Genomic DNA, 24,098 nt, shown 5'->3' with positions numbered 1-24,098 from the left:
CCAACACACCCAATAGGGGCGGCTGTTGGGGAGATTGGTGGCGCGTTCCGTGCCTCTCAGCAGGCCCGCGCCACCCTGGCATATGCCAAAGTCATGCCCCATCCGGTGCGCGGCAGGTCACAGGACCGCGCTCAGGAACTCCCGGGTCCGATCGTGCTCGGGCTCGGTGAAAATCTTCTCCGGCGAACCGGACTCGATGACCCGGCCCGCGTCGAACATCAGAACCTGGTCCGAGATGTCCCGGGCGAAGTTCATCTCATGGGTCACACAGAGCATGGTGATGTCCGTGGTGTGCGCGATGTCCCGGAGGACGTCGAGGACTCCGGCCACCAGCTCCGGGTCGAGCGCGGACGTCACCTCGTCGAGCAGCAGCACCTGTGGACGCATCGCGAGCGCCCGCGCGATCGCGACGCGCTGCTGCTGACCGCCGGAGAGCTGCGTCGGGTACGCGTCGCAGCGGTCGCCGAGCCCGACCATGTCGAGCAGCTCGCGGGCCCGCTGCTCCGCCTCGTCCTTGGGCATCCCGAGCACCGTGACCGGCGCCTCCATGACGTTGCGCAGGACCTTCATGTTCGGGAAGAGGTTGAACTGCTGGAACACCATCCCGATGTTCTTGCGGACCTCGCGGACGTGCTTCTCGCCGGCCGGGACCAGCGTGCCGTTCTTCTTCTCGTGGGTCAGGTACTCCCCGCCCACGCTGATCGTGCCCTCGTCGGGCTTGATCAGCGTCATCAGGAGCCGCAGGATCGTCGTCTTGCCGGAGCCGGACGGGCCGATCAGCGTGACGTGCTTGCCGGAGGCGACGGAGAAGTCCAGCTCGTCGAGGACGGTGTTGCCGCCGAACCGCTTCACCACCTTGTCGAAGCGGATCAGCTCCTTGCCGTCCACCTTGGGGTTGGGCTGTTCTTTCGAGACGTTCGTGTCAGCGGACAAGGCGTCGCTCCAGGGATCGGAGGAGAAGGGATGCGGTGTAGGAGATGACGATGAAGGCGACACCGACGACCGTGAGGGCCTCCGTGTACTGGAACGTCTGGGCCGCCTGGAGGCGCGAGCGCTGAAGCAGCTCCAGGACGCCGATGCCCGCGAGCAGCGGGGTGTCCTTCAGCATCGCCACGACGTAGTTGCCGAGCGCGGGCACCACACGACGGATGGCCTGCGGCAGGATCACCGCGGTCCACGTCCTGCGGTACGGCAGGCTCAGCGCGCGGGCCGCCTCCCACTGGCCGGCCGGGACGGCCTCGATGCCGGCGCGGTACACCTGCGCCGTGTACGTCGAGTAGTGCAGGCCGATCGCCACGACACCGGTGGTCAGCGCCGAGAACTGCACGCCCCACTCCGGCAGCACGAAGAAGAGGAAGAACAGCTGGACCAGGAGCGGGGTGTTACGGATGAACTCCGTGACGAGCCCGACGGGCCAGCGGACGAAACGGGTGGGCGCGCGGAACGCGACGGCCCACACCAGGCCGACGCTGAACGAGATCAGCGAGCCGAGGACCAGGGCCTGCAACGTGACGAGCAGCCCGTCCCAGAAATGCGGCATGAAGTCCGAGACCGCGTTCCAGTCCCAGCCCGACGCAGCGGTGGTGATCACAGCGAGGCACCTCCTGCGCCGCCCACGGGGAGCTGGGCGGTCTCGTTCTGCCGGCGGAGGCCGAGCTTGCGCATGACTCCGGTTCCGGGTGCGGGACGCTGGCCGATGCCCGCCTTGGCCTTGCGCTCCACCCCGCGCATCACGCGCGTGAGCAGGAACGCGATCACGAAGTAGATGACGAGGGTGAGGGAGTAGATCTCCGCGCTCTCCGTCGTCGCGAGCCGCACCAGGTTCGCGGCGAACGACACGTCACCGATGCCGAGCAGCGACACCAGGGCGGTGCCCTTGAGCAGCTCGATGAGGAGGTTCGAGAACGGCGGGATCATCTCCGGCACGGCCTGCGGCAGCAGGATCAGCCGCATCCGCTGCCACGGCGTGAAGCTCAGCGCGACCCCCGCTTCGCGCTGCGCGGGTGCCACCGCCTTCAGGGCGCCGCGCACGATCTCCGCTCCGTAGGCCCCGTAGGACAGGCCGAGCGCGAGGACGGCCGCCCACATCGGGACCAGTGACCAGCCCGCGAGCTGGGGCAGGACGAAGAAGATCCAGAACATCAGGACCAGGGCGGACGTGCCCCGGAAGACCTCGGTGTAGAAGCCGGCGACGAACCGTACGATCCACACCCGGTGCGTGCGCGCCGTACCCGCGACGAACGCCACGACGGTCGCGAGCGCCGCGCTGTAGACGGTCAGCTGGATCGTGATCCAGATGCCGGGCAGTACCCAGTGTTCCCACAGTCCGGCGGTCATCGGCACAGCTCCTTGGCGGTCAGCGTCGTCATCTCCGCCTTGGTGAAGCCGAAGGGCTGGAGGATCCGGAACAGCTCGCCGCTCTTCTTCATCTTGTGGATCTCGACGTTGAAGGCGTCACGCAGCTTCGTGTCGGTCGGCCGGAAGGTGAAGCCGCCGCCGTCGACGTGCTTCTTGCCGCCGACGAGCGGGGCGAACGGCTCGGTGCTCTCCGCCTTGTGGCTCTTCTTGGTGACCTCGCGCGTGGTCAGGGCCGTGCCCGCGAAGACGTCGATACGGCCCGACTCGACCGCGTTCAGACCGGCCACCTGATCCTGGAGGATCACGATGTCCGACTCCTTGTACCCGGCCTCGACGGCGTACCCGATCTCGGCGTACCCGGTGCCGGTCCCGATCTTCGCCTTGGCCTTCACGCAGTCCGCGTAGTCGTGCAGGTTCTTCGGGTTGCCCTTGCGGACGATGAACGAGTCCAGCATCTGGTACTCGGGATCCGCGAAGATGACCTGCTGGCAGCGCTCCTTGTTGATGTACATCCCGGCGGACACGACGTCGAACTGCTGCGTGTTCAGGCCGGGGATGAGGGAGGCGAAGTCGGTGGCCACGGGCTGGACATGGCCGACTCCGAGCCGTTTGAAGATGACCTTGGCCAGTTCCACCGCCTCTCCGGTGAACTCCCCACTGTCATCGATGTACCCGTACGGCACCTCTCCCGCGATGCCCAGACGCACCGTGCCCTGCCCCTTGAGCCGGGCCAGCGTGTCACCCTCCGGCACCCGGCTGCATCCCGCCGCCCCCAGGGCACCGACCGCGCCGAGCGCTCCCGCGCCGACGAGCAGTGAGCGTCTGCGTACGGATCGTTCGTTCCCTGTCTCCTGCGTACGTATCTCTGTTGGTGGAGCCATGGGCGCGCGGCTACCCGACTCGACTCGACCTATGCCGATCAATTCCCGCCCCTGTTACGGGCGATGCGGTCTTGACCGGGAGGGGTGGGTGAGGTCGACCATGGAGCGTATGGCTGCGAATGCTGCGAATCCGGACCGGTACATTCACATCACTCTGGCGAAAAGGGGGGTTTCCTGTACGGCGAAACTCCTCGACGATCGGGCGCCGTTGACCTGTGCGGCGGTCTGGGACGCGCTCCCGCTCGTCTCCGACGTGTACCACGCCAAATACGCGCGCAACGAGATCTACGCCCTGTTCCCGGCATTCGCGGAACAGGAACCACCGCTGGAGAATCCGACGGTCACGCCCATTCCGGGTGACCTCTGCTATTTCTCCTTCAACGGAACGCAGTTGGGCACCCAGTCGTACGGCTACGGCGGCGGCGCCTCCCTCGCGGCCGGCGCCCCCGTGATCGACCTGGCGCTCTTCTACGAGCGCAACAACCTCCTCCTCAACGGCGACGTCGGCTGGGTCCCGGGCATCGTGTGGGGCCAGGTCGTGGAGGGCCTGGAGGAGATGGCGACCGCGTGCCAGGACCTGTGGCGCGCGGGCGCGGTGGGCGAGACGCTCGGCTTCAGCCGCGTCTAGGCACGCCTCGCCCCTCAGGCGATCGAGGCGCGGGGCCCCGGGGCGGAGCCCCTAGCCGAGAGCGACCGGCTCCGTCCCGGCGACCCCCGCCTCGTACAGCGCGTGCGCGACCCGCAACACCAGCGCGTCCGCATGCCGGGCGGCCACGACCTGGAGCCCCACCGGCAGCCCGTCCCGGTCCCGTCCGACGGGAACGCTCGCCGCGGGCTGCTGCGTCAGGTTGAACGGATACGTGAACGGAGTCCACCCCGTCCACCGCCGAAGCCCCGAGCCCCGCGGCACCTCCGCCCCCGCCTCGAACGCCGTGATCGGCAGCGACGGCGTGATCAGCACCTCGTACGTCGAGTGGAAGGCCCCCATCCGCCGCCCGAGCTCCATCCGCGCGTCCACCGCCGCGAGATAGTCGAGCGCGCTGTACCGCGCCCCGCGCGCACAGATCTCCTTCAGCCCCGGGTCGAGCAACTCCTTCTGGGACGCGGACAGTTGCTGCGTCACCCGTGCCGCGCCGCTGAACCACAGCGTGTGGAACGCCTCGACCGGATCGGAGAAGTCGGGGTCGACCTCCTCGACGTACGCCCCGAGTCCGGCGAGGCGCGAGACGGCGTCCCGCACCCGCGCCGCGACATCCGGCCGCACCGCCACCTGGCCGCCGAGCGACGGCGAGAAGGCCACCCGCAGCCCGCGCACCCCGCCGCTCAGCCCGTCCAGGAAGCTCCCGGGCGCGGGCGCGAGCCCGGACCAGTCGCGCGGGTCGGGCCCCGAGATCACGTCCATCATCAGCGCCGCGTCGGCCGCGCTGCGCGTCATCGGCCCCACGTGCGCCAGCGTCCCGAACGCCGACGCCGGATACAGCGGCACCCGCCCGTACGTCGGTTTCAGGCCGAAGATCCCGCAGAACGCGGCGGGGATGCGCACCGAACCCCCGCCGTCCGTGCCCAGCGACAGCGGCCCCGCGCCCACCGCGACGGCCGCCGCGCTGCCACCGCTCGACCCGCCGGACGTGCGCGAGGTGTCGTACGGATTGCGCGTCACCCCCGACAACGGCGAGTCGGTGACGCCCTTCCAGCCGAACTCGGGCGTCGTCGTCTTCCCGACGAACACCGCGCCGTGCTCCCTGAGCCGGGCCACGGACGGCGCGTCCTGCGTCCACGTGCCGTCCGTACGCGATGACTTCGAGCCCCGCAGGGTCGGTGCGCCGCGCTGCAACAGGATGTCCTTCACCGTCACCGGCACGCCGTCCACCAGGCCCTGCGGCTCACCGCGCCGCCATCGCCGGGTGCTCGCCTCCGCCTCGGCGAGGGCGCCCGCCGCGTCGATCCGCACGAACGCGTTCAGCGCGGGCTCGGTCTCCTCGATCCGGGCGAGGACGGCCCGGGTGGCGTCGACGGGGCCGAACTCGCCCTTGCGGTAGCCGTCGACGAGTTCCTGCGCGGTCAGTCCGGTGAGCTCGGTCGTCATCCGCTCTCCTACGGTTGCGGTCGTACCCGAAGATCAGTTCCCGGGGACATACCCACGTTTCTTGTCGACTACATTCATCAGCGTCCGCCCGCTCTCCCAGCGCCCGTACAACTCCAGGAACTGGCGCCCCAGTTCATCGCGCCAGCCCACCGTGTCCCCGCTCATGTGCGGCGACACGATCAGCCCCGGAGTCGTCCACAGCGGGGAGTCCGGCGCGAGCGGCTCGTGCTCGAAGACGTCGAGCGCGGCGCCCGCGATCCACCGCTTCTCCAGCGCCGCCACCAGGTCGGACTCCACGACCAGCGCCCCTCGTCCTACGTTGATGAAGCGCGCCGCCGGCTGCATCACGCCGAACCGGCGCGCGTCGAACATGCCGCGCGTGTCGTCGGTCAGCGGCGCCGCGCACACCACCCAGTCGGCGCGCGCGAGGAGCCGGTCGAGGTCGGCGGGGCCGTGGATCCCGGTGCGCGGCCTGCGCCCCACCAGGGCCGTGGTGATCCCCAGGGCCTTGAGCTGCTTGACGATCGCCTGCCCGATGGGGCCGGAGCCGACCACACAGGCCCGGGTCCCCGCGATGCGCTGCGACTCGCGGTGGCGCCAGGTGCGCTCCGCCTGGAGGGCGAGCGTGCGGGGGAGGTCCTTGCCCATCGCGAGGACGAGCGCGGCCACGTACTCGGCGATCGGCTGGTCGAAGACGCCCCGCGCGTTCGTCAACTGCGTGTCGGAGTCGATGAGTTCGGGGAACATCAGCCGGTCCACGCCCGCGCTCGCCGTGTGCACCCAGCGCGGCCGCGCGTCACCGTCCGCGGCGGGCCAGGCCTCCCGTACGGCATCGGAGAAGATGTCCCACACCAACAGCACGTCGGCGGAAGGGAGTTGATCGCGAAGGTCGGCGACGCCCGACGCGTGCAGGATCCGGGCGCGGCCGGTCAGGCTGCCGAGGCGAGGCGCCGGCTCGGACGGCGCGGCGTCCAGGACGAGCACGGTCGGAACGGCAGGGAAATCGCTTCGCAACGAAACTCCGCTTTCCTGGGTAGACACATGGAACCCTTCTGACATGCGCGGATTGACCACGCTGGCACCTGAACCTACCTTCGTCAACAGGGGTACTTCGCGTGTATTCCGCGCCTGTTCCCACGCGCGGACGCGGCCCCTTTCTGTCCCGACGTCCCGGCGGTTCGCCGGTTCCAGCATCACCCGGGCACCACCCCGCATCCATCACGTCAGCTGAACTTGGGGTCTGCTATGGACGTCTCTTTTCTGGGGGGACCGCAGCCGCAGCGCGGCGTGGGCGTCGTCGCACCGTTCGACTTCGCCCTGGACCGCGAACTGTGGCGGTGGGTACCCGACGAGATCTCCCTCCACCTCACCCGCACCCCGTTCGTCCCGGTCGAGGTCAGCCTCGACCTGGCGCGCCTGGTCAGCGAGCACGAGACGCTCGGCGAGGCCGTACGGGCCCTGGGCGCCGCGGAACCCGAAGTCCTCGCGTACGCCTGTACCTCCGGCAGTTTCGTCGGCGGCATCGCCGGTGAACGCGCCATGTGCGAGGCGATGCGCAGGTCCGGCGAACTACCGGCCCTGACCACGTCGGGCGCGCTCCTCGACGCGCTCGCCGAACTGGGCGCCCGACGGATCGCCCTGGTCACGCCCTATACGCGCTCGGTCACGGAATCCCTGGAGGAGTACCTCGCCGAGGCGGGCATCGTCGTCACCGGGCGCGCCTACCTCGGACTGACCCGGCACATCTGGAAGGTCCCGTACCGGGACGTCGCCGCCATGGCCCGCGAGGCCGTGCGCGGCGAGGCCGACGCGCTGTTCATCAGCTGCACGAACCTGCCCACGTACGACGTCATCCCGCAGCTGGAGGCCGAACTGCGGATGCCCGTGATCTCGGCGAATCAGGTCACGATGTGGGCAGCGCTCGCGCGACTGGGTACGCGTGCCGTGGGGCCGTACCAGGCGCTGCTGGATCCGGCGGCGCGGCACCAGTGGCCCCTGCCAGGTACGCCAGGGCTGCCCGGGACAGGGCTGCCGGGTCTCCCGGAACTTCCGGAGGGCCAGGAAGGATGGGCATAGAGCATGACCGCGCTCGGATTTCTCTACCCCGGACACTCGGCCGAGGACGACTACCCGCGCATCGAGATGCTGATCGACAGCGACGTACGCCTGCCCGTCGTCCACACGGACATCGGTGAGGACGCGCACCGGGTCGACGCGCTGCTGCGCATGGGCGCGCCCGAGCGCCTCGCGGCGGGTGTCGAGGAACTGCGCCTGTCGGGCGCGGAGGCGGTGGTCTGGGCGTGCACGTCCGGCAGCTTCGTCTTCGGCTGGGACGGCGCGCACGACCAGGTCCGCGGCCTCGCACGAGCCGCCGGGCTCCCCGCCTCCAGTACGTCCTTCGCCTTCGCGCACGCGATCCGGGAGCTCGGGGTGCGGCGCGTCGCCGTCGCCGCGACGTACCCGGCGGACGTCGCCGACCACTTCGCCACGTTCCTGAAGGCCGCCGGGGCCGAGGTCCTCTCCGTGCGCGGCAGCGGGATCATCACGGCCGCGGAGGTCGGCACATGGGGGTGGGACGAGGTCCTGGCGATGGCCAGGGCGGGTGATCACCCCGACGCGGAGGCGGTGCTCCTGCCGGACACGGCGCTGCACACCGCGGCGCACGTCCAGGGCCTGGAGGAGGCCCTCGGCAAACCGGTCCTCACCGCCAACCAGGTCACGGTCTGGGAGGCCCTGCGCCTGGTCGACCGCCGCGTGAACGTGCCCGCGCTGGGCGCCCTGTTCACGAAGCAGCCGCTGATCCAGGTCTGAAACCGGACCCGGCCCCCGCCGCACGGGCGGCGGGGGCCGGCCGGTCCCGGAGCGACCCTTCCGGAATAAAACGGAGCAGCCCTCCGTTACGACCGGGTTGTACAGACCCACGTCACCAGGAGGACCCCGTGCCGGCCAACCACGAAGAGAGCCAAGACGAGATCCGCGGCGTCGTCCACGGATCTGCCCCCACCCCTCTCTCCGTCCTGGACCTGGTCACGGTCGGAGCGGGCCGCACCGCCACCCAGGCCCTGCGCACCAGCGTCGACATCGCCCGCCTCGCCGAACGCCGCGGCTACCACCGCTACTGGGTCGCCGAGCACCACTCGATGCCCGGCGTCGCCTCCAGCAGCCCCGCCGTGATCCTGGCCCACCTCGCCGCGCACACGGACCGCATCCGCCTCGGCTCCGGCGGCGTCATGCTCCCGAACCACGCCCCGCTGGTCATCGCGGAGCAGTTCGGCACCCTCGAAGCCATGGCCCCGCACCGCGTCGACCTCGGCCTCGGCCGGGCCCCCGGCACCGACGGCGCCACCGCCGCCGCCCTGCGCCGCAGCGACCGCCTCAACGAAGGCGCCGACGACTTCCCCCAGCAGCTCGCCGAGCTGACCCGCTTCCTCGACGACGACTTCCCCGACGGCCACCACTACGCGCGGATCCACGCGGTCCCCGGCCCCGTCCAGGCCACGTCCCCGGGCGGCGTCCAGGATCCGCACCGCCCGCAGATCTGGCTGCTCGGCTCCTCCGGCTTCAGCGCCCGCCTGGCCGGCGTCCTCGGCCTCCCGTTCGCCTTCGCGCACCACTTCTCCGCGCAGAACACGATCCCGGCCCTCGACCTGTACCGCGAGTCGTTCCAGCCCTCCGAGGTCCTCGACAAGCCGTACGCCCTCATCGGCGTCTCCGCGCTCGCGACGGACGACGACGGCACCGAGGCCCGCCGCCAGGTGCTGGCCGCCGCCCTCAACATGGTCCGGCTGCGCACCGGCCGCCCCGGCCTCGTCCCGACCCCGGAAGAGGCCGAGGCGTACCAGTTCAACGAGATGGAGCGGGACTTCATCCAGTCCTGGAACGCGAACGTCATCCACGGCGCCGTCGACGAGGTCCGCGCCGGCCTCGACGACCTCGCCAAGCGCACCGGCGCCGACGAGCTGATGCTCACGGCCAACGCCCACAGCGGCGACATCCGGCTGCGCAGCTACGAACTCATCGCGGACGCCTACGGGTTGCCCACCGAGTGACGCGAACGCCGCCCCTCGCCGACGAGCCGATCCGTTCGATCCGTTCGATCCGTCGAACCGTCGAGGGGCGGCGCCGCCCTCTTCTCCGTACGAGTCCGTACGAGTCCGTACGAGTCCGTACGAGTCCGTACGAGTCCGTACGAGTCTGTACGAATCCGTACGGCACCGGGGACGCCGGGGACTATCCGCCCGCCAGCAGCGACGCGATCCGCTCGGGCGCGACCGGCCGTGAGTACAGCCACCCCTGCCCGGTGTCGCAGCCGATCGCCCGCAACCGCTCCGCCTGCTCCACGGTCTCCACGCACTCCGCCGTCACCGTGAGCCCGAGCCGGTGCGCGAGCGCCACCAGCGCCTCCACGATCACCGCGTCCGCCGGATCCGCGGGCGCGACCCCGGCCTCCCCGGCGTCCTGGAACCCGCGCACGAACGAGCCGTCCAGCTTCAGTACTGACACCGGGAGCCGGCTCAGATAGGCGAGGTTCGAGTACCCGGTGCCGAAGTCGTCGATGGCGATCCGTACGCCCATCTCGCTGAGCGCCTGCAACGCCTGCAACGGCCCGCCCGCCGACCCCATCACGGCCGACTCGGTGAGCTCCAACTGGAGCAGTTCGGGCGCGAGCCGGGTCTCCGCCAGAATGCGCGCGACGTCGGCCACCAGGTCCGAGTCCCACACCTGACGCACCGCCACGTTGACGCTCACGAACACCGGCGGCACCCCGGGGTGCGCGAGCTGCCACTCCCGCGCCTGTCGGCAGGCCGTGCGCAGCACCCAGCGCCCCAACTGCACGATGGAGCCGTCCTCTTCGGCGAGCCCGACGAACCGATTCGGCGGCAGCAGCCCGAACCGCGGGTGCTGCCAGCGCACCAGCGCCTCGACGCCGCGCAGCCCGCCGTCCTCCAACTGCACCAACGGCTGGTACTCCAGTACGAATTCGCCGCGCTCGACGGCGGGCCGCAGGCTCGACGCGAGGGCCTGCCGCGTCATGCGATGGGCGTTGCGCTCCGGGTCGAAGAGGGTCCAGCGGGCCCGGCCGTCGGCCTTGGCCCAGTACAGCGTGGTGTCGGCGGCCTGCATCAGGCCCGTCGTGGTGGTGCCCGCCGCGTCCCGCTCGACGACGCCGATCGAGGCCGAGACCGACAGCCGCTGCCCGTTCAGGTCGAACGGCTCCTGGAGCGCCTCCAAGACCGACCCCGCCAGCTCCGTCACCTGCTCGGTGTCCGTCGACTCCTCCACCAGCAGCGCGAACTCGTCACCGCCGAGCCGGGCCACCAGGGGGGCGCCGGTGGCGTGCCGGGCCCGGTCGGCGCAGCGCGTGAGCCGCTCGGCGACGGCGGTCAGCAGCCGGTCGCCGACATGGTGACCCAGGGCGTCGTTGACCGCCTTGAACCCGTCGAGGTCGAGGTAGCACAGACCGATCCGCCCGGTCGCGCCCGTGCCCTCGCACGTACCCGCTTCGAGCGCCGCGCTCAGGCGCTCCAGGAAGAGGGCGCGGTTGGGCAGCCGCGACACCGGGTCGTACATCTGCGAGCGGCGCAGCCGGGACTGGAGCTCGCGGTGCGCGCTGATGTCGCTGAGCGAGATCAGGACGATGTCCGCGTCCGGCACGGGGGAGACCGTGACCCGCGTCCACACCGAGTGGCCCGCCGCGTCCTTGAGGCGCCGGGTGCGGCTGAGCCGGGCCTGTCGGCCGCGCAGCACCTCGCTGTAGGAGTGCCAGGTGCGCGGGTCGGAGGAGAGGTCGAGCAGCTCGGCGGCGAGCAGCCCGGTCAGCGGCTCGGCGCTGTCGCCGCGCAGCAGGACGCGCGCCGCCGTGTTGGCGTCCACGACCGCCCCGCCGCGGTCGACGACGAGCAGGGGCAGCGGCGCGGCGAGGAACGTGGAACGCACGGCGGCCGCGGTCAGTGGCGGCCTGGAGCGGCCACGCTCCGTGAGGGATTCCAGGCGCGGGCCGGGCGGGGACGCCTCCGCCGCGGTCGTGGGCCCATCGGGCTGTGCGCTCACCGCTCGCTCCCGCAGTGCGTCGTCTGGTTGCGTGGTCTGGTGCAGCCGGGTCTTGGCAGGAAAGTGTGCCGATCATAGAGGCAGGTCGGACGGCCCATCCAGCCTTGTCCACAGGGTGGCCGCGCAGCGGATGGACACACCCCGGCCCGGCAGATCGTTTCTGCGCGCCCCGCGTCGGCCTTCGTTCTCCCCTCGATCATTTGTGACGTTCTGTGATCGCTCACGCGAGGCCCGCTCACTCGTCCGGGCCAGATAAACAGGGCGAAGGCCAGTAAATCCCCACAGTCTGGGTGAGGTGTCCCGCTTTCCCCTCCCGGAGGTCGACTTGCCGCGTCCGCAGCCACTCGGGGGAGTGGAGAAGCCTCGCCTGCGCGCAGCCGCGGCGGCGCTGACCGCTCTCACCGCCCTGGCCGCCACAGGTCTGGTCGCGGGCCCCGCGGCCGCCGCGCCGTACGCGGGCCCCTGCGCGCTGGAGCGCACCGCGGCCCACCACTCGGAGGGCGTGGACACCTGGAACGCGTCCTACCCGCGCCCGCGGCGGACCCTGAACGCGGTGATGGTCTTCCTCTCGTTCCCGGACTCGCCGCCGCTGACGACGCCGGAGGAACTCGCCGCCGACTACTTCCCGGCCACCAGCCGCTTCTTCGAGCGGGCGTCGTACGGCAAGTTCACGCTGGTGCCGCACCCGCAGCACGCGTGGATCGAGATGCCGAAGGACTCGACCTCGTACGCGATACAGCGTGACTGGAGCGCGGCGCACCGCAGCGCGTATCTGCGCGACGCGCTGAAGGTGGCCGATCCGCGCACGGACTTCAGCAAGTACGACGTCGTCTACTTCGTCGCCGACCCGGACGCGCCGGGCGTCGACTCGGACGCGACGAAGGTCGTGAACTTCGACCGTCCGATGCGGGCGGACGGCGCTGACATCCGGCGGATCGTCACGGTCTTCGAGCAGCACCCGCCGGACCGCAACGTCCTCGCGCACGAGACGGGCCACGTCTTCGACCTGCCCGACCTCTACCACCGGCCGTCGGACGGCAAGGGGGACTGGGACACGTACGTCGGGGACTGGGACGTCATGGGCAGCCAGTTCGGGCTCGCGCCGGACTTCTTCGGCTGGCACAAGTGGAAGCTGGGGTGGCTCGATCCCCGGCAGGTGGCGTGCGTGACGCGCACCGGGTCGACGCGGCTGACCCTGGAGCCGCTGAACACGGCGCCGCGCGCAGCCGGCGCGCCGTTCGGCACGGGGGACGGCACCAAGCTCGCCGTCGTCCGCACCGGCCCGGCGAGCGCGATCGCGCTGGAGGCGCGCGGCGGGGGCGGCAACGACGCGGCGACCTGCACCCAGGGCGTCCTCGCCTACCGCGTCCGCAGCGACTCCTCGTCCGGCGGCGGCCCCATCCAGGTCCTGGACGCCCACCCCTACACCGAGGCCTGCTACGGCGACTCGGTCTACCCCCCGCTGGCCGACGCCCCGGTCGGCGTCGGCGAGAGCTTCACGATCCCCGGCGAGAACGTCCGCGTGGAGGTGGGCGACCGCACCCCGTCAGGCTCCTGGACGATCAAGGTGACGACGGGCTGACCCGGCCGGACAAGGCCGCCCCGGCAAGACAAAGAAGAAGCCCCCCGCTGTTGCGGGGGGCTTTCGTCTTCGGTGCGCCATCAGGGACTCGAACCCCGGACACGCGGATTAAGAGTCCGCTGCTCTAACCAACTGAGCTAATGGCGCCGGTTGACGTCGTAGACATTAGCACCCTGATCGGCGGCAGGAAAAATCGAAATACGCACGGCGGCCTGGGCCTGGGCCCGCGCCGCCCGGACGCAGGCCCAGAGGAGCACCTCCGGGCCCGGCAGCCAGGGCCTGCGGGTGTCGGGGGCGACCACCCAGCGGGACTCCAGGTGCTGGTCGGCGCGGGGGCCGACGCCGGTCAGGGGAGGGCACGGTCACCGCGTCGCCGGGCCCGTGGCAGAGCAGCGGCGGCACCGAGGGGCCCCACTCCTCCCACTCCAGGAGCGACGGCAGGCGCTGCGCGGTGCCCGGCGCGCAGAACAGGAGCATGCGGCCGCGGTGCGCCGCGACGGGGCCGGAGCCGGGGCCCTCGTCCCAGAGCCGGTCTAACATCCGGCGGCCGAAGATCGCGGGCACGTTCACCACGTCGAAGACCGAGCCGCAGGGCAGCACCACGGGCGCGGTGGGCCGGGTCTCCCAGTGGGAGAGCGTGGAGCGCGGATACGTTCCTGCGGAGGCCAGCCAGGCGGCGCCCTCGGGCGTGACACCGGAGACGTCGAAGCGGTCGTGGGGGGCGGTGGCCGGGGCGATGTGGGGGTAAACGGTGCTCATGACCCCTACATCTACAGGGCGTGAGGGGTCAGCTCCAAAGGGTTGCGGGAAATCGGGACAGGAGGGTGCGGGGTGGAGTATCTTGCCCCTCTGGCATATGCCAAATGATCTTTACGGGGATGATCAAGGCGTACGGTCGGCGGCCCCGCGCAGCAGGTCACGGCCGAACTCGACCATCTTCTTGGCATAGTCCTCGGTCCACTCCGCGCGCTCCGCGATGTCCGCCGTGGTCAGCCGGTCGAAGCGGCGCGGATCGGCGAGCTGGGCGGCCGCGATCGCCTGGAACTCGACGGACCGGTCGGTCGCCGCGCGGAACGCGTGCGTCAGTTCCGTGGCGCGGGCGAGCAGCTCGCGGGGGTCCTCGATGGACTCCAGGTCGAAGAAGTGCTCCGGATCGGCGGCGGCCTCGGCCGGCTCGAAGATCAGCGGGGCGGGTCGCAGCCGCGGCTGCGGGGTACGGGGCCGCTCGGGCTCCGCCATGGTGGGTCCTCCTCGGTACGGTTCCGGCCCGTTCGCTGCGCGGGCCACCTTCTATTGTCCGTCGGGGCGCAAGTGCGCCTCGGGGCCCCGGCGCCAAGGTCCCGGCGACAAGAGCACGGGGCGCCCCGGGCCACCGCCTACGGCGTCCACGCCACCCGATGCCGCCCGAGCCGCGCGAGCACCGCGTGGTTCGCCTCCCACCCGTCCGGGAACTTCACCGTCACCCCCAACTGCACCGGCTCCGTCGACGGATGCTCGTCCAGGAGGTCGGCGACGCCCGCCCGGCACACCACGATGCACGCGTGCCGGTGGCGCGACGCGAGGACGCAGAGGCGGCCCGTCTCCAGGTGGAACGCCGTCGCGTCGGGCCGCCCCGACAGCGGGTGCAGGACCACCGTGACGTCGAACTCCCGGCCCTGAAGACGGTTCGCCGTGTCGACCGTGACATCCCGCACGCCCAGCTCGGCGAGAGCCGCCCGCACCGCCGCCGCCTGGTCGCGGTGCGCCGTGCCGACGCAGATCCGGTCCGCCGTCAGCGGCGCCCGCGGACCCCGCTCCGAGCGGCTCACACCGTCCCGGTCGAGCAGCCGCCGCACGACGAGGGCCACCGCCCGGATCGCCTCCGGGTCCGTGCGCGGGGTGTGCGCCGCGGGCAGTTCGAGCAGGCCCCAGCCCGCCCGCGCCGCCTCGTCGATCACCCGGTCCGGGCCCGAACCGTCCGACGCCGCACGGAACTCCAGCTCCCGGTCGCCCTCCGACGTCCCGCTGCGGAACCGCGTGTACGGGTAGAACGCGTCCGAGACCAGCGGCGCCGCCGACGCCGGGAGGCGCCACGACACGGGGAGGCGGTGCTGCGGCAGCTCCGGATTGTGGGCCAGGAGCGTGGAGACCGCCGACGCCGACGGGTCGTACGACAGGCCCGCCCACTGCTCCGAGCCGACGATCGCGAACGGGTCCAACTGCCCCGGGTCGCCCACGAACAGGGCCCGCTCGAACAGCCCCGCCACGGCCAGCAGCGCGTCCGAGCGCATCTGGTACGCCTCGTCGACGATCGCGTGCCGCCACGGGTCCACGTTCTTCACGTGCGCCCACTTCGCGGCCGTCGAGATCACGACGGGCAGCGGCGCGAGGTCGGCCGCCTTGGTCGAGGTGCGCACGCTCGGCAGATCGTCGAGCGCCTTGTCGTACGCGTCCGGATCACTGCTGTGCAGCCGCCCGACGGGCAGCTGCGGATTCTTCTCGTGGAGGCGGACGACGAGGTCGTCGACCTGGGCGTTCGTCTGCGCGACCACCATCAACGGCCGCCCCGCCTCCGCCAGTTCGAGCGCGGCCCGCACGACCAGCGTCGACTTCCCCGCGCCCGGCGGCGAGTCGACGACGACACCGCGCGCGGTGCCGTGCAGCGTGTCGTGCAGGATCGCGTCGGTGGCGCGTCCCGCCGCGGCGGAGGGGGCGAGCTCGTCGGTCGTCACAGCAGGTCCTCCGTCGTCACGGTGTCCGGCGCCTCCGCGTCCGAACGCGGCGGCCCGCCATGGGTCCACGGCGTCGCCTCCGGGTCGGGCAGCGTGGGACCGCCGCGCTGCTCGTGCTCGAACAGCGTCCAGCACACCAGATCCCCCTTGACCGGCAGGGACCCCTCCTCGGGCTCCTTGCCACGCCCCATCTTGTCCAGCACCCGCAGCACGACGGAGCCCTGGCCCTCGGGGCTCTCGTACGCCACGAACTCGGCCGTCTGCGGCTTGCCGTCGAGCGAGCGGTACACCTTCACGCGCTCCCCGAGATGCGGCCGGTCGTCCGTGCGGACGGTGACCAGCGGACGCGGCCGCTTCTTGTCGTTGTACGCCGCCACGACCTCCGTCACCTCACCCGCGAACGCCTCCCCGGAGAGCCGGCGCCCCGCCATCACCAGGGGGTCGTCGAGCGCCTCCTGCGCGTCCAGGCGGGCCTGTTCGCGCTCGCGCGTGGCCAGCTTGTTCGCCGCGGTCACCGCGTCGTCGCGGCGCGGCTGCGGCGGCTCGCCCGCCGCCACCCGGTCGCGGTGGCCGGTGAACGACCAGCGGTCGCGCGTCCAGCGCTCCGCCGCGCGCGGGCCCTCCGGCAGCGTGCACAGCACGTCCAGGCCCCGCCACACCGCGTCCCACGTGGGGCGGGTCCGCGACTCGACCAAAGCGTGGATCTCCCGCTCGGCCGCGGTGAGTTCGGCCAGCCGGCCGTCGGCCTCCACCGCGTCCTCGGCCGCCGCCAGTCGCGTACGGGCCTTGTCGTAGCGCTCGATCGCGGGCGCGAGGAGCTTGTTGTCGAACGCCGGGTCCGTGGCGGGTCCGGCCGGCGGGCACAGCAACTGCCCCCGCGCGTCACGGTCCAGTTCGGCGCGGCGCGCGGCCTCCGCTCCCGAAGTGCCCTCCGGCGCGTCGATCCAGGCGAGCAGCGCGCCCAGGTGCTGGTCCTCCAGGCTCGACTGGCCCGTGGCCCAGTGCCGGGACAGCAGGTCCGTCATCGCGAGGAGCAGCGACGAGCCGGGGACGCGGGCCCGCTCGCCGTAGTGCGTCAGCCAGCGGCCGAGCAGCGGCACGTGCGGGGGAGCGGGGTACGGCGTCTGCGGGTCCTGCTCGGCGGTGCGGCGAAAGCGCATCGAGCGGCCCAGCAGACGGACGAACTCGATGCCCGCGCGGCTCGGCACGATCAACTGCGGCGCGTCCGCGCACAGTTCGACCTCGACCTTGACCTTCTTGCCGGTCTCCGGATCGGTCTCGCTGCGCTCGGCCGCCTCGACGTCGGCGGCGTAGGTGTCGATGTACGGCAGCACCGTCTCGGCCAGCTGCGTCAGGAACGCGAAGCGCAGATCGCGGTCGCGCGGCTGCGCGACGACGAGGAGGCGCGGCGAGGTCCGCTCCGTGCCGACGAGCGCGCCGAGCGGGGCACCGGTCTCGCCCGCCGTGGTCAGCGGCACGAGGACCAGCGGGCGCTGCGACAGATGCCGGTGCCGGGTGGTGGCGGTGGGCTGCGCACGGCCGGTACTGGTGGCTTCGAGCCGGGCGAGGTGCGTGATCAGGCTCATGGGACGGGCTCCTCGCGGGGGATGCGGGCGATGCGGGCGATGCGGAGGTCGTGCGGGTCGCCCGGGTACGGGACGGGGCTCAGCACCGCGCACCCCGAGCGCCTCCGCCCGCAGCGCGGCCGCGCGCCGCAGTGCCGCCACCGTCGGGTCCGCCGGGTCACCCGCCTCGCCGCGGGCCGCGGCGAGCACCGCGTCCACCGTGGTCAGACCGCCGAGCTCGGCCCGCAGGGGACGGCCGAGCGCCGTCACCGCGCCCGCCTCGCGCGAGCGGTCACGGCAGTGGAACGCCAGCTCGCACGCGGCCAGGCACTCCGGCGCGTACGTGGCGGGGACCGCTTCGACGGCCGCCGTCAGCTCGGCCGCCGGCAGGTCCGGGTCGAAGACGGTGCCGGGCGGGAGCTCCGCCGCGATGTCCTCGATCCGGGTCAGCCGCCGCAACTGCCGCCGCGTCACCGAGAGTTGCTTGCGCACGTCCACCGCCGACGCGGCCGGCAGGTTGCTGAAGTCCTTGGGGCAGACCAGTACGATCCGCTCCCGCACCCGCACCTCGGCCTGCGGCATCCGCGCCGCGACGTCCTCCAGGGCCAGCACGTACACCGCCGCCTGGCGGGCGGCCGCGCCGACCTTCGCCGGGTCGGCCGCGCCGTCGATCATCGGGAAGGACTTGATCTCGACGACCGTCCAGGTCCCGTCCGGGTGCACGACCACCGCGTCCGGCTCCAGGAACGCCGGGGTGCCCGCCACGTCGAGCGCCAGCATCGGATGGTCGAGGAAGGTCCACGTGCCCGGCGACCCGACCGCCTCGCGCAGCGCCAGCGCCGTACGCGCCGTGCGGCCCTCGGGTCCGATCGCCGACAGGTCGGGGGCGCGGATCAGGTCGGGGAGGGCTCCGGGTCGCCGCCGCCCACGCACGCGTGCACCAGGCGCAGCAGGTCCGCGCCGCCGTCGGCCTTGACCCGCGCCTCGAAGACATTGCCGCGCGCGAGCGCGAACTGGGACTGGCCGAAGCCCGAGGGCGAACCCAGCGCGTCCGCGAGCCGCGCCTTGTCGACGCCCGCCCCGTCCAGGAGCGCACGCCGCCTGCACCCGGGGTTCGCCGCGAGCGCGGCCAGCGCCCTGGCGTCGAGCGGGCGGGGCGGAATGTCGGGACCGCGCAGCTCAGCGAGCTGGTGCCGTAGCCCCGTCCTCTGCCTCGGGGGCTGCTGCGGCGGCCTTGCGCTGTCGGGGAATTCGCTCACCCGGGGAAGTCTGGCACTCTCCACTGACAATCGAGGAACCTGTGGTGGAAGGTGCCGTGCCCGAGACCGCCGCGAACACCAGCGCGGCCCGGTCCCGGATCCGCGCCGCGACCGCCATGACCGGCTTCGTGAGCAGCAGTCCCACGCCCATCACGGCGCCCCCGGCGAGCGCGTCGAAGAAGTAGTGGTTGGCGGTGCCCATGACGACGATCGTGGTGATCAGCGGGTAGGCGACACCGGCGGCCTTCGCGTACGGGGTGCGGCCGTGCCGCCACAGCATGACCCCGCACCACAGCGCCCACCCGACATGCAGGCTGGGCATCGCCGCGTACTGGTTGGTCATCCCGCCCATGCCCTTGGGCGCGCTGGCCGCCCCGCCCCACCAGCCGTACGAGCTGTACTGCGCCATCGTGTCGACGAAGCCGTGGCCCGAGGAGAGGAGCCGGGGCGGGCACGTCGGCAGCAGCGTGAAGCCGATGAGGCCGATCATGGTGGACGTCATCAGCCAGGTGCGGGCCCTGCGGTAGACGTCGGCGCGGCGCCGGAAGAGCCAGATCAGGAGGGCCGGCGTGATCATGTAGTGCAGCGAGGCGTACCAGAAGTCGGCGGGGACGCCGATCCACGCCTCGCGCGTGAAGAGCCGGTTCAGCGGGTGCTCGAAGTTGAGGCGGACGGCCTTCTCGGCCCGGAGTATCGCGAGGCCGTGGTCGACGGCGGTGGACACGTCGCCCCGGGCGAGCAGCCGGCCGGCGGAGTACGCGCCGTACACGAGGACGATCAACGGGAGCTCGGTCCACCAACGGAGCCGGGCTCCTGGTATCGCTCCGGTGTGTGGTGCGTCGTCGATCGTCTGCGACATGCGGGCCGCTCCCCCTCATCCTCGTCGTGCGGCCTCCGGCCCCATTGACCACCCTACGGTGTACACGGGGGCCCGCGCGGGGGACCCCTGACCCTCGTAGACGCGGAGATCGGCCCCCGGGTTGCCCGACGGGCGGCCCCCGATCCGGTTGGGCGATGATGGTCGGGCGAAACATGCCGTTCGCCTCCTGTACCCCGTACGTCACGGCGTACGTCTCCGATTGGGAAAGGCCCCGCTCATGGCACCGCGCATCCTGTTGGCCCGGCACGGACAGACGGAATGGTCCCTGTCCGGCCGCCACACCGGCAGGACGGACATCCCGCTCCTGGAAGAGGGCCGACGCGGTGCGAAGCTCCTGGGCGAGCGCCTGAACCGGGCCCCGTACGACGGGCTCGACGGCGTCGAGGTGCGCACCTCACCGCTGGTGCGGGCGAGCGAGACGTGCGAGCTGGCCGGGTTCGGCGAGCGGGCCACCGCGTGGGACGCGCTCATGGAGTGGGACTACGGCGCGTACGAGGGCCTCACCCCGGCGCAGATCCAGGAGCTGCGGCCCGGCTGGTTCATCTGGCGGGACGGCGTCCCGGACGGCGAGACGCTGACCGAGGTGACCGCGCGGGCCGACGAGGTCGTGGCGTGGGCGCGGAGCGCGGACCGCGACGTGCTGGTGTTCGCGCACGGGCACATCCTGCGGTCGATCGGCGCGCGCTGGCTGGGCCTGCCGCTCGATTTCGCGTCCCGGATCCGGCTGAACCCGACGTCGCTGTCGGTGCTCGGCTGGGCCTACGGGGAGCCTGCGGTGGAGAGCTGGAACGAGACGGGGCACCTGGCGGTGGGCTGAGCGGATACGCGGCTGCGGCTGCCGTGAGCGGTGCGCTGGCGTCCGCGGGCGCGCCGTGGTGGGTCGCGCAGTTCCCCGCGTCCCTGCAACGCAGCCGCTTCGCGTCGCGTTTCCCCGATGAGCATGCCTTCTGGGGGCGCGGGGAACCGCGCGACCGACTCCCACGCACCCGCGGACGAACTCACACCGACCGGCGGGACGCCATCGCGTGGGCGTCCAGGAACGCCGCCACCCCCGAAGCCCGCCGGTGCGGCAGCAGCACCCGTGCCGTCGTGGCCAGCATCGACTCGATCCGCGACGAGCGGACCTCGCGCAGGAACGCGAGCGTCCGCAGCCCGCGGCGGCGGCCTCGTCGGGCTGGCCCGCGCGGGCCAGGTCGTCCGCGTACTGGGCCGTGTAGAGCGCGATGTTCCGCGTGAAGTGCGGGTCCTGGAGCGCCGCGGCCCGCCGCGCGTGCCGGGCCGCACGGCCCCAGTCGCCGAGCGCCGACCAGCACTGCGCCTCCAGGCCCTCCAGCTCGGCCTCGCCGTAGAACGACATCCACTCCGGGTCGGCCTCCGACGCGCCCCGCGCGAACAACGCCTGCGCCCGCGCCAGCGACCGCTCGCACGCCCGACGGTCGCCGAGCCCGGCCCAGCCCCCGCCTCCCGCAGCGCGAGCAGCGACAGCAGGCGCGGCGAGCCGAGGTGCGCCGCGATCCGGGTCGCGGCCTGCGCGGCCCGCACCGCCTCGCGCGGGCGCCCCGCGTCCCGCGCCAGGAACGCCGTGTTGCAGAAGGCGTGCGCCTCCAGCGCCTCGTCCCCGGCCATCCGCGCCGTGGCGAGCGCCTCCGCGTAGTGCGAGCGCGCGTCGTCGAACCGGCCGGAGTCGTGCGCCAACCAGCCGACGGAGATGGCCAGTTCACCCGCCCCAGCCTGGAGCCGCTCGGCGACGTCGCGCTGCGCGGTGCCCGAGTCGAGCAGTTCGAAGGCGGTCCGCAGCGGATCGGCGGCCCGCCGGTACAGGCCGTCGGCGCCGTGCCGGTCGTCGAGCAGCCGGATCCGCCGGATCGCCTCCTCCACGGCGCCGACCCCGGCCCGCGCGGGATGCCGGTCGAGCCCGGAGGGCAGGGAGGGGACGCTGAAGGGCGTCAGGGTGGCGACGGCCACCGTCGCCGTGGAACCGGTCATGCCGGTCATGAATGCGCGACGCCGCACGTCGCTCTCCTCGTGGTGGTGCGTGTAGTCGTGGTGCCGGCTCTCGTCGGCGGGCGGCGCGGGGCGCGCGCTGCGCCCGCGTACCGCGGACCGGGGCGCGAACCCGAGGTCCGCGAGGGTCCGGCCCGGGAACATGTGCAGAAAGACCCGCTCGTACGCGTAGTTGGGGCAGCGGATCTCGCCGGCCTCCACGCGGCCGATGTAGCGGGCGTCGCAACTGACCCGCTCGCCGATCTGTCGCGCCGCACGCCGTACCGCGGCCGCGAACTCGCCCGGTGACCGCTGCCCGCGCAGCGCACGGAAGGCGAGGTTCGGCCGCGGGGACTGCGCCGCCTGGGTGTACGGAGACGTCGTCATGGTCGGGTCCTCCCGAGCGAACCGTGCCGGACGCCAAGGGAGTTGTCCGCACAGCGGCCCGAACTCCCTTGTTCCGGCGAGGCTCGAAGGTACCGGCTGTCACGGGTTCGACACGCAGGGTTTGGCTACAAACCGGATATCTCACCCACGATCCGCCATGAACTGCCATCCTTTGCGGCGGCGTGCCGCCGTAGCCGTTGACGCCGTGGGGCGTTGATACATACGGCGATCCCCACGAGCCAGGAGGGGCCGACATGTTGGACGCGGCACACCCCATGACATCGACGGCGCAACACCGCCCGACCGAGGAGCGCAGCGCGCAGCCACCGGGCGCCTGCGACCTGGTGACGGTTCCGTCCCGGCAGGGCCTGGAGGCGGTCGACATCCTGCGCCGCGGCCCCGCCCAGCCGGTCGGCCCGGTGCTGCACGACGGCGGTGGCGACACCCTCGGCTTCCTCGTCCCGCCCGGCACCGCCGACGCCTGGGACGTCCCGGGCAGTGCCTGTACGCACACGCAGGGCCGCGGTCTCGTGATCGGCCCGGTGCCCGAGGCCCCGCCCGTCGAGGGCACCGGCTGGCTGCTGCCCCCGGATCCGAACGGCACGGAGGCCGCCGACCTGGTCACCGACCCGGCCGTGCTGCGCGCCGCGCTCGACGAGGCGGCCCGCCTGATCGAGGCCGCCGACAACTGTCGCTGAGCCGCCCGTCGCCCACCACCGCCCCGTGCACGCCCCTTCGGGGCGCCCTTTTGATCGCCGCCCCCCGATAATGGGCGAATGGCGAGGTCACGAGGGAATCAGCAGCGCGGAGGGCGGGAGTCCGTCGTGCGGAGCGTCGACGGCGGTCTCGCCGAACTCATACCCGACCGGGACCGGCCCGCGGGCTGGACCCTGCTCGTGGACGGCGCCCCGCAGTCGCACGTCGACCTCGACGACCCCGCCCACCTCTCCTTCGAGTACCAGCGCCGCATCGGCCACGTCCTCGACCTGGCCGCCGACAAGGGCCGCCCGATCCAGGCCGTGCACCTCGGCGGCGGCGCCTTCACCCTGGCCCGCTACGTCGCCGCGACCCGCCCGCGCTCCACGCAGCAGGTCGTCGAGCGGGACGGCGCGCTCGTCCAACTGGTGCGCGCCTCGCTGCCGTTGGACCCCGGCGCCCGCATCCGGGTGCGGACGGCCGACGCCCGTGAGGCCCTCGGCAAGGTGCCGGACGACTGGGCCGACGTGATCGTCGCGGATGTGTTCAGCGGGGCCCGCACCCCGGCGCACCTGACGAGCACCGAGTTCCTCACCGAGGTGCGGCGCGTGCTGCGGCCCGCGGGCACGTACGTGGCGAACCTCGCCGACGGCCCGCCGCTGGCCCACCTGCGCGCCCAGATCGCCACCGCCGCGACCGTCTTCCCCGAGCTCGCGCTGATCGCCGACCCCACGGTGCTGCGCGGCAAGCGGTTCGGCAACGCGGTGCTCGTGGCGTCGGCGCTGCCGCTGCCCGTGGCCGAGCTGACGCGGCGGGCGGCGGGCGACCCGCACCCCGGGCGCGTGGAGCACGGCAGGGAGCTGACGGATTTCACGGGCGGCGCGCTGCCCGTGGCGGACGCCTCGGCCAAGGCGTCCCCGGCGCCACCGCCCTCGGTCTTCCGGTAGCCGGTAGCCGGTCGGGGGGCGGTCAGTACTCCGCGATCTCCACCGTCGGCTTGTGGTCGTGCCACGTGCAGAACACCGACACCTTCTGCGTGCCGGACGTGAACTCGACCCGGATCCAGGTGGTTTGCTTCCACACCTGCACCGACCAGCCCGCGTCCGGCGTCGCCGACACCAGCGTCGCCGACGCCTCCCCGAGGTCGAAGACGGCCCGCCCGCCGGCCGTCGCGTAACTCTTCACGGTGCCGGACGACGACGGCGGCGAGGAGGCGGCGGACGACGCTCCGGCCCGCGGTGTCGCCGACGGTTCGCGGCTCGCGGACGGCGACGTCGACGCCGGTCGGGACGCCTTCGACGTGGCCTTCGAGGGGGACGAGCCCGACGGCTCCGGGCGGTGCGTGGAGGACGAGAGCGGCGACGACGGGTCCGAGGCGTCGTGCGTCGCCATGACCGGCAGCGCCCGCGGCGGGTCGTACGCCGTGCCCGACATCACCGTGTGCACACCCCACCACGACAGCGTCACCGAGGCGCCGGTCGCGAGCAGCCACGCCGCCGCGTGCACGAGCCCGCGGCGCGACGGGCGCGGGGCCCGCGGTGCGTCCGGGGTCCGCTGCGGCGGTGGGGGCGTCGGTTGCATCGCGGGCCATACTGCACCACACCCGACCCCGCTGTCCCGTACGGGCCACAGTCACCCGGGAGAGGCCCCCGAACGCCC

The 24,098-nt window shown here is 72.6% G+C and carries 21 protein-coding genes, 1 tRNA gene and 2 pseudogenes; 8 read left to right on the top strand and 16 right to left on the bottom strand.

Annotation, left to right across the window (positions count from 1 at the left end; all coding sequences use genetic code 11):
* Nucleotides 1–117: 117 nt before the first annotated feature.
* Genes ehuA through ehuB form a run of 4 tightly spaced genes read right to left on the bottom strand, consistent with a single transcriptional unit; the run spans nucleotide 118 to nucleotide 3,239 of the window.
* Nucleotides 118–933 carry an ectoine/hydroxyectoine ABC transporter ATP-binding protein EhuA gene (gene ehuA / locus V2W30_RS14810; RefSeq protein WP_338696833.1) on the bottom strand — a complete coding sequence of 272 codons (816 nt, stop codon included), beginning with the start codon at nucleotides 931–933 and terminating at the stop codon, nucleotides 118–120.
* Nucleotides 923–1,540: an ectoine/hydroxyectoine ABC transporter permease subunit EhuD gene (gene ehuD / locus V2W30_RS14805; protein ID WP_338703611.1), complete on the bottom strand. Its 618-nt coding sequence runs from the start codon at nucleotides 1,538–1,540 to the stop codon at nucleotides 923–925. The genes ehuA and ehuD overlap by 11 nt, the downstream gene beginning before the upstream one ends.
* Before the next feature lie 47 nt (nucleotides 1,541–1,587).
* Nucleotides 1,588–2,337 (bottom strand): ectoine/hydroxyectoine ABC transporter permease subunit EhuC, encoded by a 750-nt coding sequence (gene ehuC, locus V2W30_RS14800; RefSeq protein ID WP_338696831.1) that lies wholly within the window; start codon nucleotides 2,335–2,337, stop codon nucleotides 1,588–1,590.
* Entirely contained in the window at nucleotides 2,334–3,239 is a 906-nt protein-coding gene (ehuB, locus tag V2W30_RS14795) for an ectoine/hydroxyectoine ABC transporter substrate-binding protein EhuB (protein ID WP_338696829.1), read from the bottom strand. The genes ehuC and ehuB overlap by 4 nt, the downstream gene beginning before the upstream one ends.
* Before the next feature lie 109 nt (nucleotides 3,240–3,348).
* Between ehuB and V2W30_RS14790 the strand changes: the two genes are divergently transcribed.
* Nucleotides 3,349–3,867: a DUF3830 family protein gene (locus tag V2W30_RS14790; RefSeq protein ID WP_338696827.1), complete on the top strand. Its 519-nt coding sequence runs from the start codon at nucleotides 3,349–3,351 to the stop codon at nucleotides 3,865–3,867.
* 51 nt (nucleotides 3,868–3,918) lie between these two features.
* Here the strand turns inward: V2W30_RS14790 and V2W30_RS14785 are convergent, their stop codons facing one another.
* Together V2W30_RS14785 and V2W30_RS14780 are read right to left on the bottom strand one after the other, a co-directional pair.
* A complete protein-coding gene (locus V2W30_RS14785; RefSeq protein ID WP_338696825.1) occupies nucleotides 3,919–5,325 on the bottom strand; it encodes an amidase in 1,407 nt (468 codons plus the stop codon).
* Nucleotides 5,326–5,358: 33 nt separating this feature from the next.
* Complete coding sequence (locus V2W30_RS14780; RefSeq protein ID WP_425244681.1) at nucleotides 5,359–6,384, bottom strand: D-2-hydroxyacid dehydrogenase; 1,026 nt, start codon at nucleotides 6,382–6,384, stop codon at nucleotides 5,359–5,361.
* A gap of 186 nt (nucleotides 6,385–6,570) precedes the next feature.
* Between V2W30_RS14780 and V2W30_RS14775 the strand changes: the two genes are divergently transcribed.
* From V2W30_RS14775 to V2W30_RS14765, 3 genes are all read left to right on the top strand, one after another.
* A complete protein-coding gene (locus tag V2W30_RS14775; protein WP_338696821.1) occupies nucleotides 6,571–7,401 on the top strand; it encodes a maleate cis-trans isomerase family protein in 831 nt (276 codons plus the stop codon).
* A 3-nt stretch (nucleotides 7,402–7,404) separates the two neighbouring features.
* Nucleotides 7,405–8,136 (top strand): decarboxylase, encoded by a 732-nt coding sequence (locus tag V2W30_RS14770; protein ID WP_338696819.1) that lies wholly within the window; start codon nucleotides 7,405–7,407, stop codon nucleotides 8,134–8,136.
* A 128-nt stretch (nucleotides 8,137–8,264) separates the two neighbouring features.
* Nucleotides 8,265–9,374 (top strand): LLM class flavin-dependent oxidoreductase, encoded by a 1,110-nt coding sequence (locus V2W30_RS14765; RefSeq protein ID WP_338696817.1) that lies wholly within the window; start codon nucleotides 8,265–8,267, stop codon nucleotides 9,372–9,374.
* Between the two features lie 181 nt (nucleotides 9,375–9,555).
* Here the strand turns inward: V2W30_RS14765 and V2W30_RS14760 are convergent, their stop codons facing one another.
* Nucleotides 9,556–11,376 (bottom strand): putative bifunctional diguanylate cyclase/phosphodiesterase, encoded by a 1,821-nt coding sequence (locus V2W30_RS14760; RefSeq protein ID WP_338696815.1) that lies wholly within the window; start codon nucleotides 11,374–11,376, stop codon nucleotides 9,556–9,558.
* A gap of 352 nt (nucleotides 11,377–11,728) precedes the next feature.
* Between V2W30_RS14760 and V2W30_RS14755 the strand changes: the two genes are divergently transcribed.
* On the top strand, nucleotides 11,729–12,958 hold the full coding sequence (locus tag V2W30_RS14755; protein ID WP_338696814.1) for a M6 family metalloprotease domain-containing protein: 1,230 nt from the start codon (nucleotides 11,729–11,731) through the stop codon (nucleotides 12,956–12,958).
* Nucleotides 12,959–13,031: 73 nt separating this feature from the next.
* On the opposite strand, the gene V2W30_RS14750 is transcribed toward V2W30_RS14755, so the two are convergent.
* The 7 genes and pseudogenes from V2W30_RS14750 to V2W30_RS14720 form a co-directional block, all read right to left on the bottom strand.
* Nucleotides 13,032–13,105: transfer RNA gene (locus tag V2W30_RS14750), tRNA-Lys, on the bottom strand.
* A pseudogene (locus V2W30_RS14745) lies at nucleotides 13,096–13,717 on the bottom strand (bifunctional DNA primase/polymerase). Before V2W30_RS14745 ends, V2W30_RS14750 begins: the two are co-directional and overlap by 10 nt.
* Before the next feature lie 123 nt (nucleotides 13,718–13,840).
* Nucleotides 13,841–14,197 carry a hypothetical protein gene (locus V2W30_RS14740; RefSeq protein WP_338696813.1) on the bottom strand — a complete coding sequence of 119 codons (357 nt, stop codon included), beginning with the start codon at nucleotides 14,195–14,197 and terminating at the stop codon, nucleotides 13,841–13,843.
* Nucleotides 14,198–14,334: 137 nt separating this feature from the next.
* Entirely contained in the window at nucleotides 14,335–15,669 is a 1,335-nt protein-coding gene (locus V2W30_RS14735; protein WP_338696811.1) for an AAA domain-containing protein, read from the bottom strand.
* A complete protein-coding gene (locus tag V2W30_RS14730) occupies nucleotides 15,666–17,255 on the bottom strand; it encodes a hypothetical protein (protein ID WP_338703609.1) in 1,590 nt (529 codons plus the stop codon). The genes V2W30_RS14735 and V2W30_RS14730 overlap by 4 nt, the downstream gene beginning before the upstream one ends.
* Before the next feature lie 69 nt (nucleotides 17,256–17,324).
* Nucleotides 17,325–18,493, bottom strand: a pseudogene (locus tag V2W30_RS14725) (hypothetical protein); the annotation flags it as partial.
* Nucleotides 18,414–19,352 (bottom strand): phosphatase PAP2 family protein, encoded by a 939-nt coding sequence (locus V2W30_RS14720; protein ID WP_338696809.1) that lies wholly within the window; start codon nucleotides 19,350–19,352, stop codon nucleotides 18,414–18,416. The gene V2W30_RS14720 and the pseudogene V2W30_RS14725, both read right to left, overlap by 80 nt.
* Before the next feature lie 238 nt (nucleotides 19,353–19,590).
* Here V2W30_RS14720 and V2W30_RS14715 point away from each other — a divergent pair, with 238 nt between their 5' ends.
* Nucleotides 19,591–20,190 carry a histidine phosphatase family protein gene (locus V2W30_RS14715; RefSeq protein ID WP_338696807.1) on the top strand — a complete coding sequence of 200 codons (600 nt, stop codon included), beginning with the start codon at nucleotides 19,591–19,593 and terminating at the stop codon, nucleotides 20,188–20,190.
* On the opposite strand, the gene V2W30_RS14710 is transcribed toward V2W30_RS14715, so the two are convergent.
* Nucleotides 20,133–21,743 (bottom strand): tetratricopeptide repeat protein, encoded by a 1,611-nt coding sequence (locus V2W30_RS14710; RefSeq protein ID WP_425244541.1) that lies wholly within the window; start codon nucleotides 21,741–21,743, stop codon nucleotides 20,133–20,135. The genes V2W30_RS14715 and V2W30_RS14710 overlap by 58 nt on opposite strands.
* Nucleotides 21,744–21,997: 254 nt before the next feature.
* Here V2W30_RS14710 and V2W30_RS14705 point away from each other — a divergent pair, with 254 nt between their 5' ends.
* The gene (locus tag V2W30_RS14705) at nucleotides 21,998–22,441 is read left to right on the top strand and encodes a hypothetical protein (protein WP_425244540.1); all 444 of its coding nucleotides are present in this window, start codon (nucleotides 21,998–22,000) and stop codon (nucleotides 22,439–22,441) included.
* A gap of 78 nt (nucleotides 22,442–22,519) precedes the next feature.
* Entirely contained in the window at nucleotides 22,520–23,386 is an 867-nt protein-coding gene (locus V2W30_RS14700) for a fused MFS/spermidine synthase (RefSeq protein ID WP_338696804.1), read from the top strand.
* Between the two features lie 22 nt (nucleotides 23,387–23,408).
* Here the strand turns inward: V2W30_RS14700 and V2W30_RS14695 are convergent, their stop codons facing one another.
* The gene (locus tag V2W30_RS14695) at nucleotides 23,409–24,020 is read right to left on the bottom strand and encodes a hypothetical protein (RefSeq protein WP_338696802.1); all 612 of its coding nucleotides are present in this window, start codon (nucleotides 24,018–24,020) and stop codon (nucleotides 23,409–23,411) included.
* Nucleotides 24,021–24,098: the final 78 nt, after the last annotated feature.

It is taken from the genome of Streptomyces sp. Q6 (assembly GCF_036967205.1).
Taxonomy (GTDB): Bacteria; Actinomycetota; Actinomycetes; order Streptomycetales; family Streptomycetaceae; genus Streptomyces; species Streptomyces citrinus.
The sequence above is the reverse complement of the archived record's forward strand: the minus strand, read 5'-3'. Positions and strand labels throughout refer to the sequence as shown.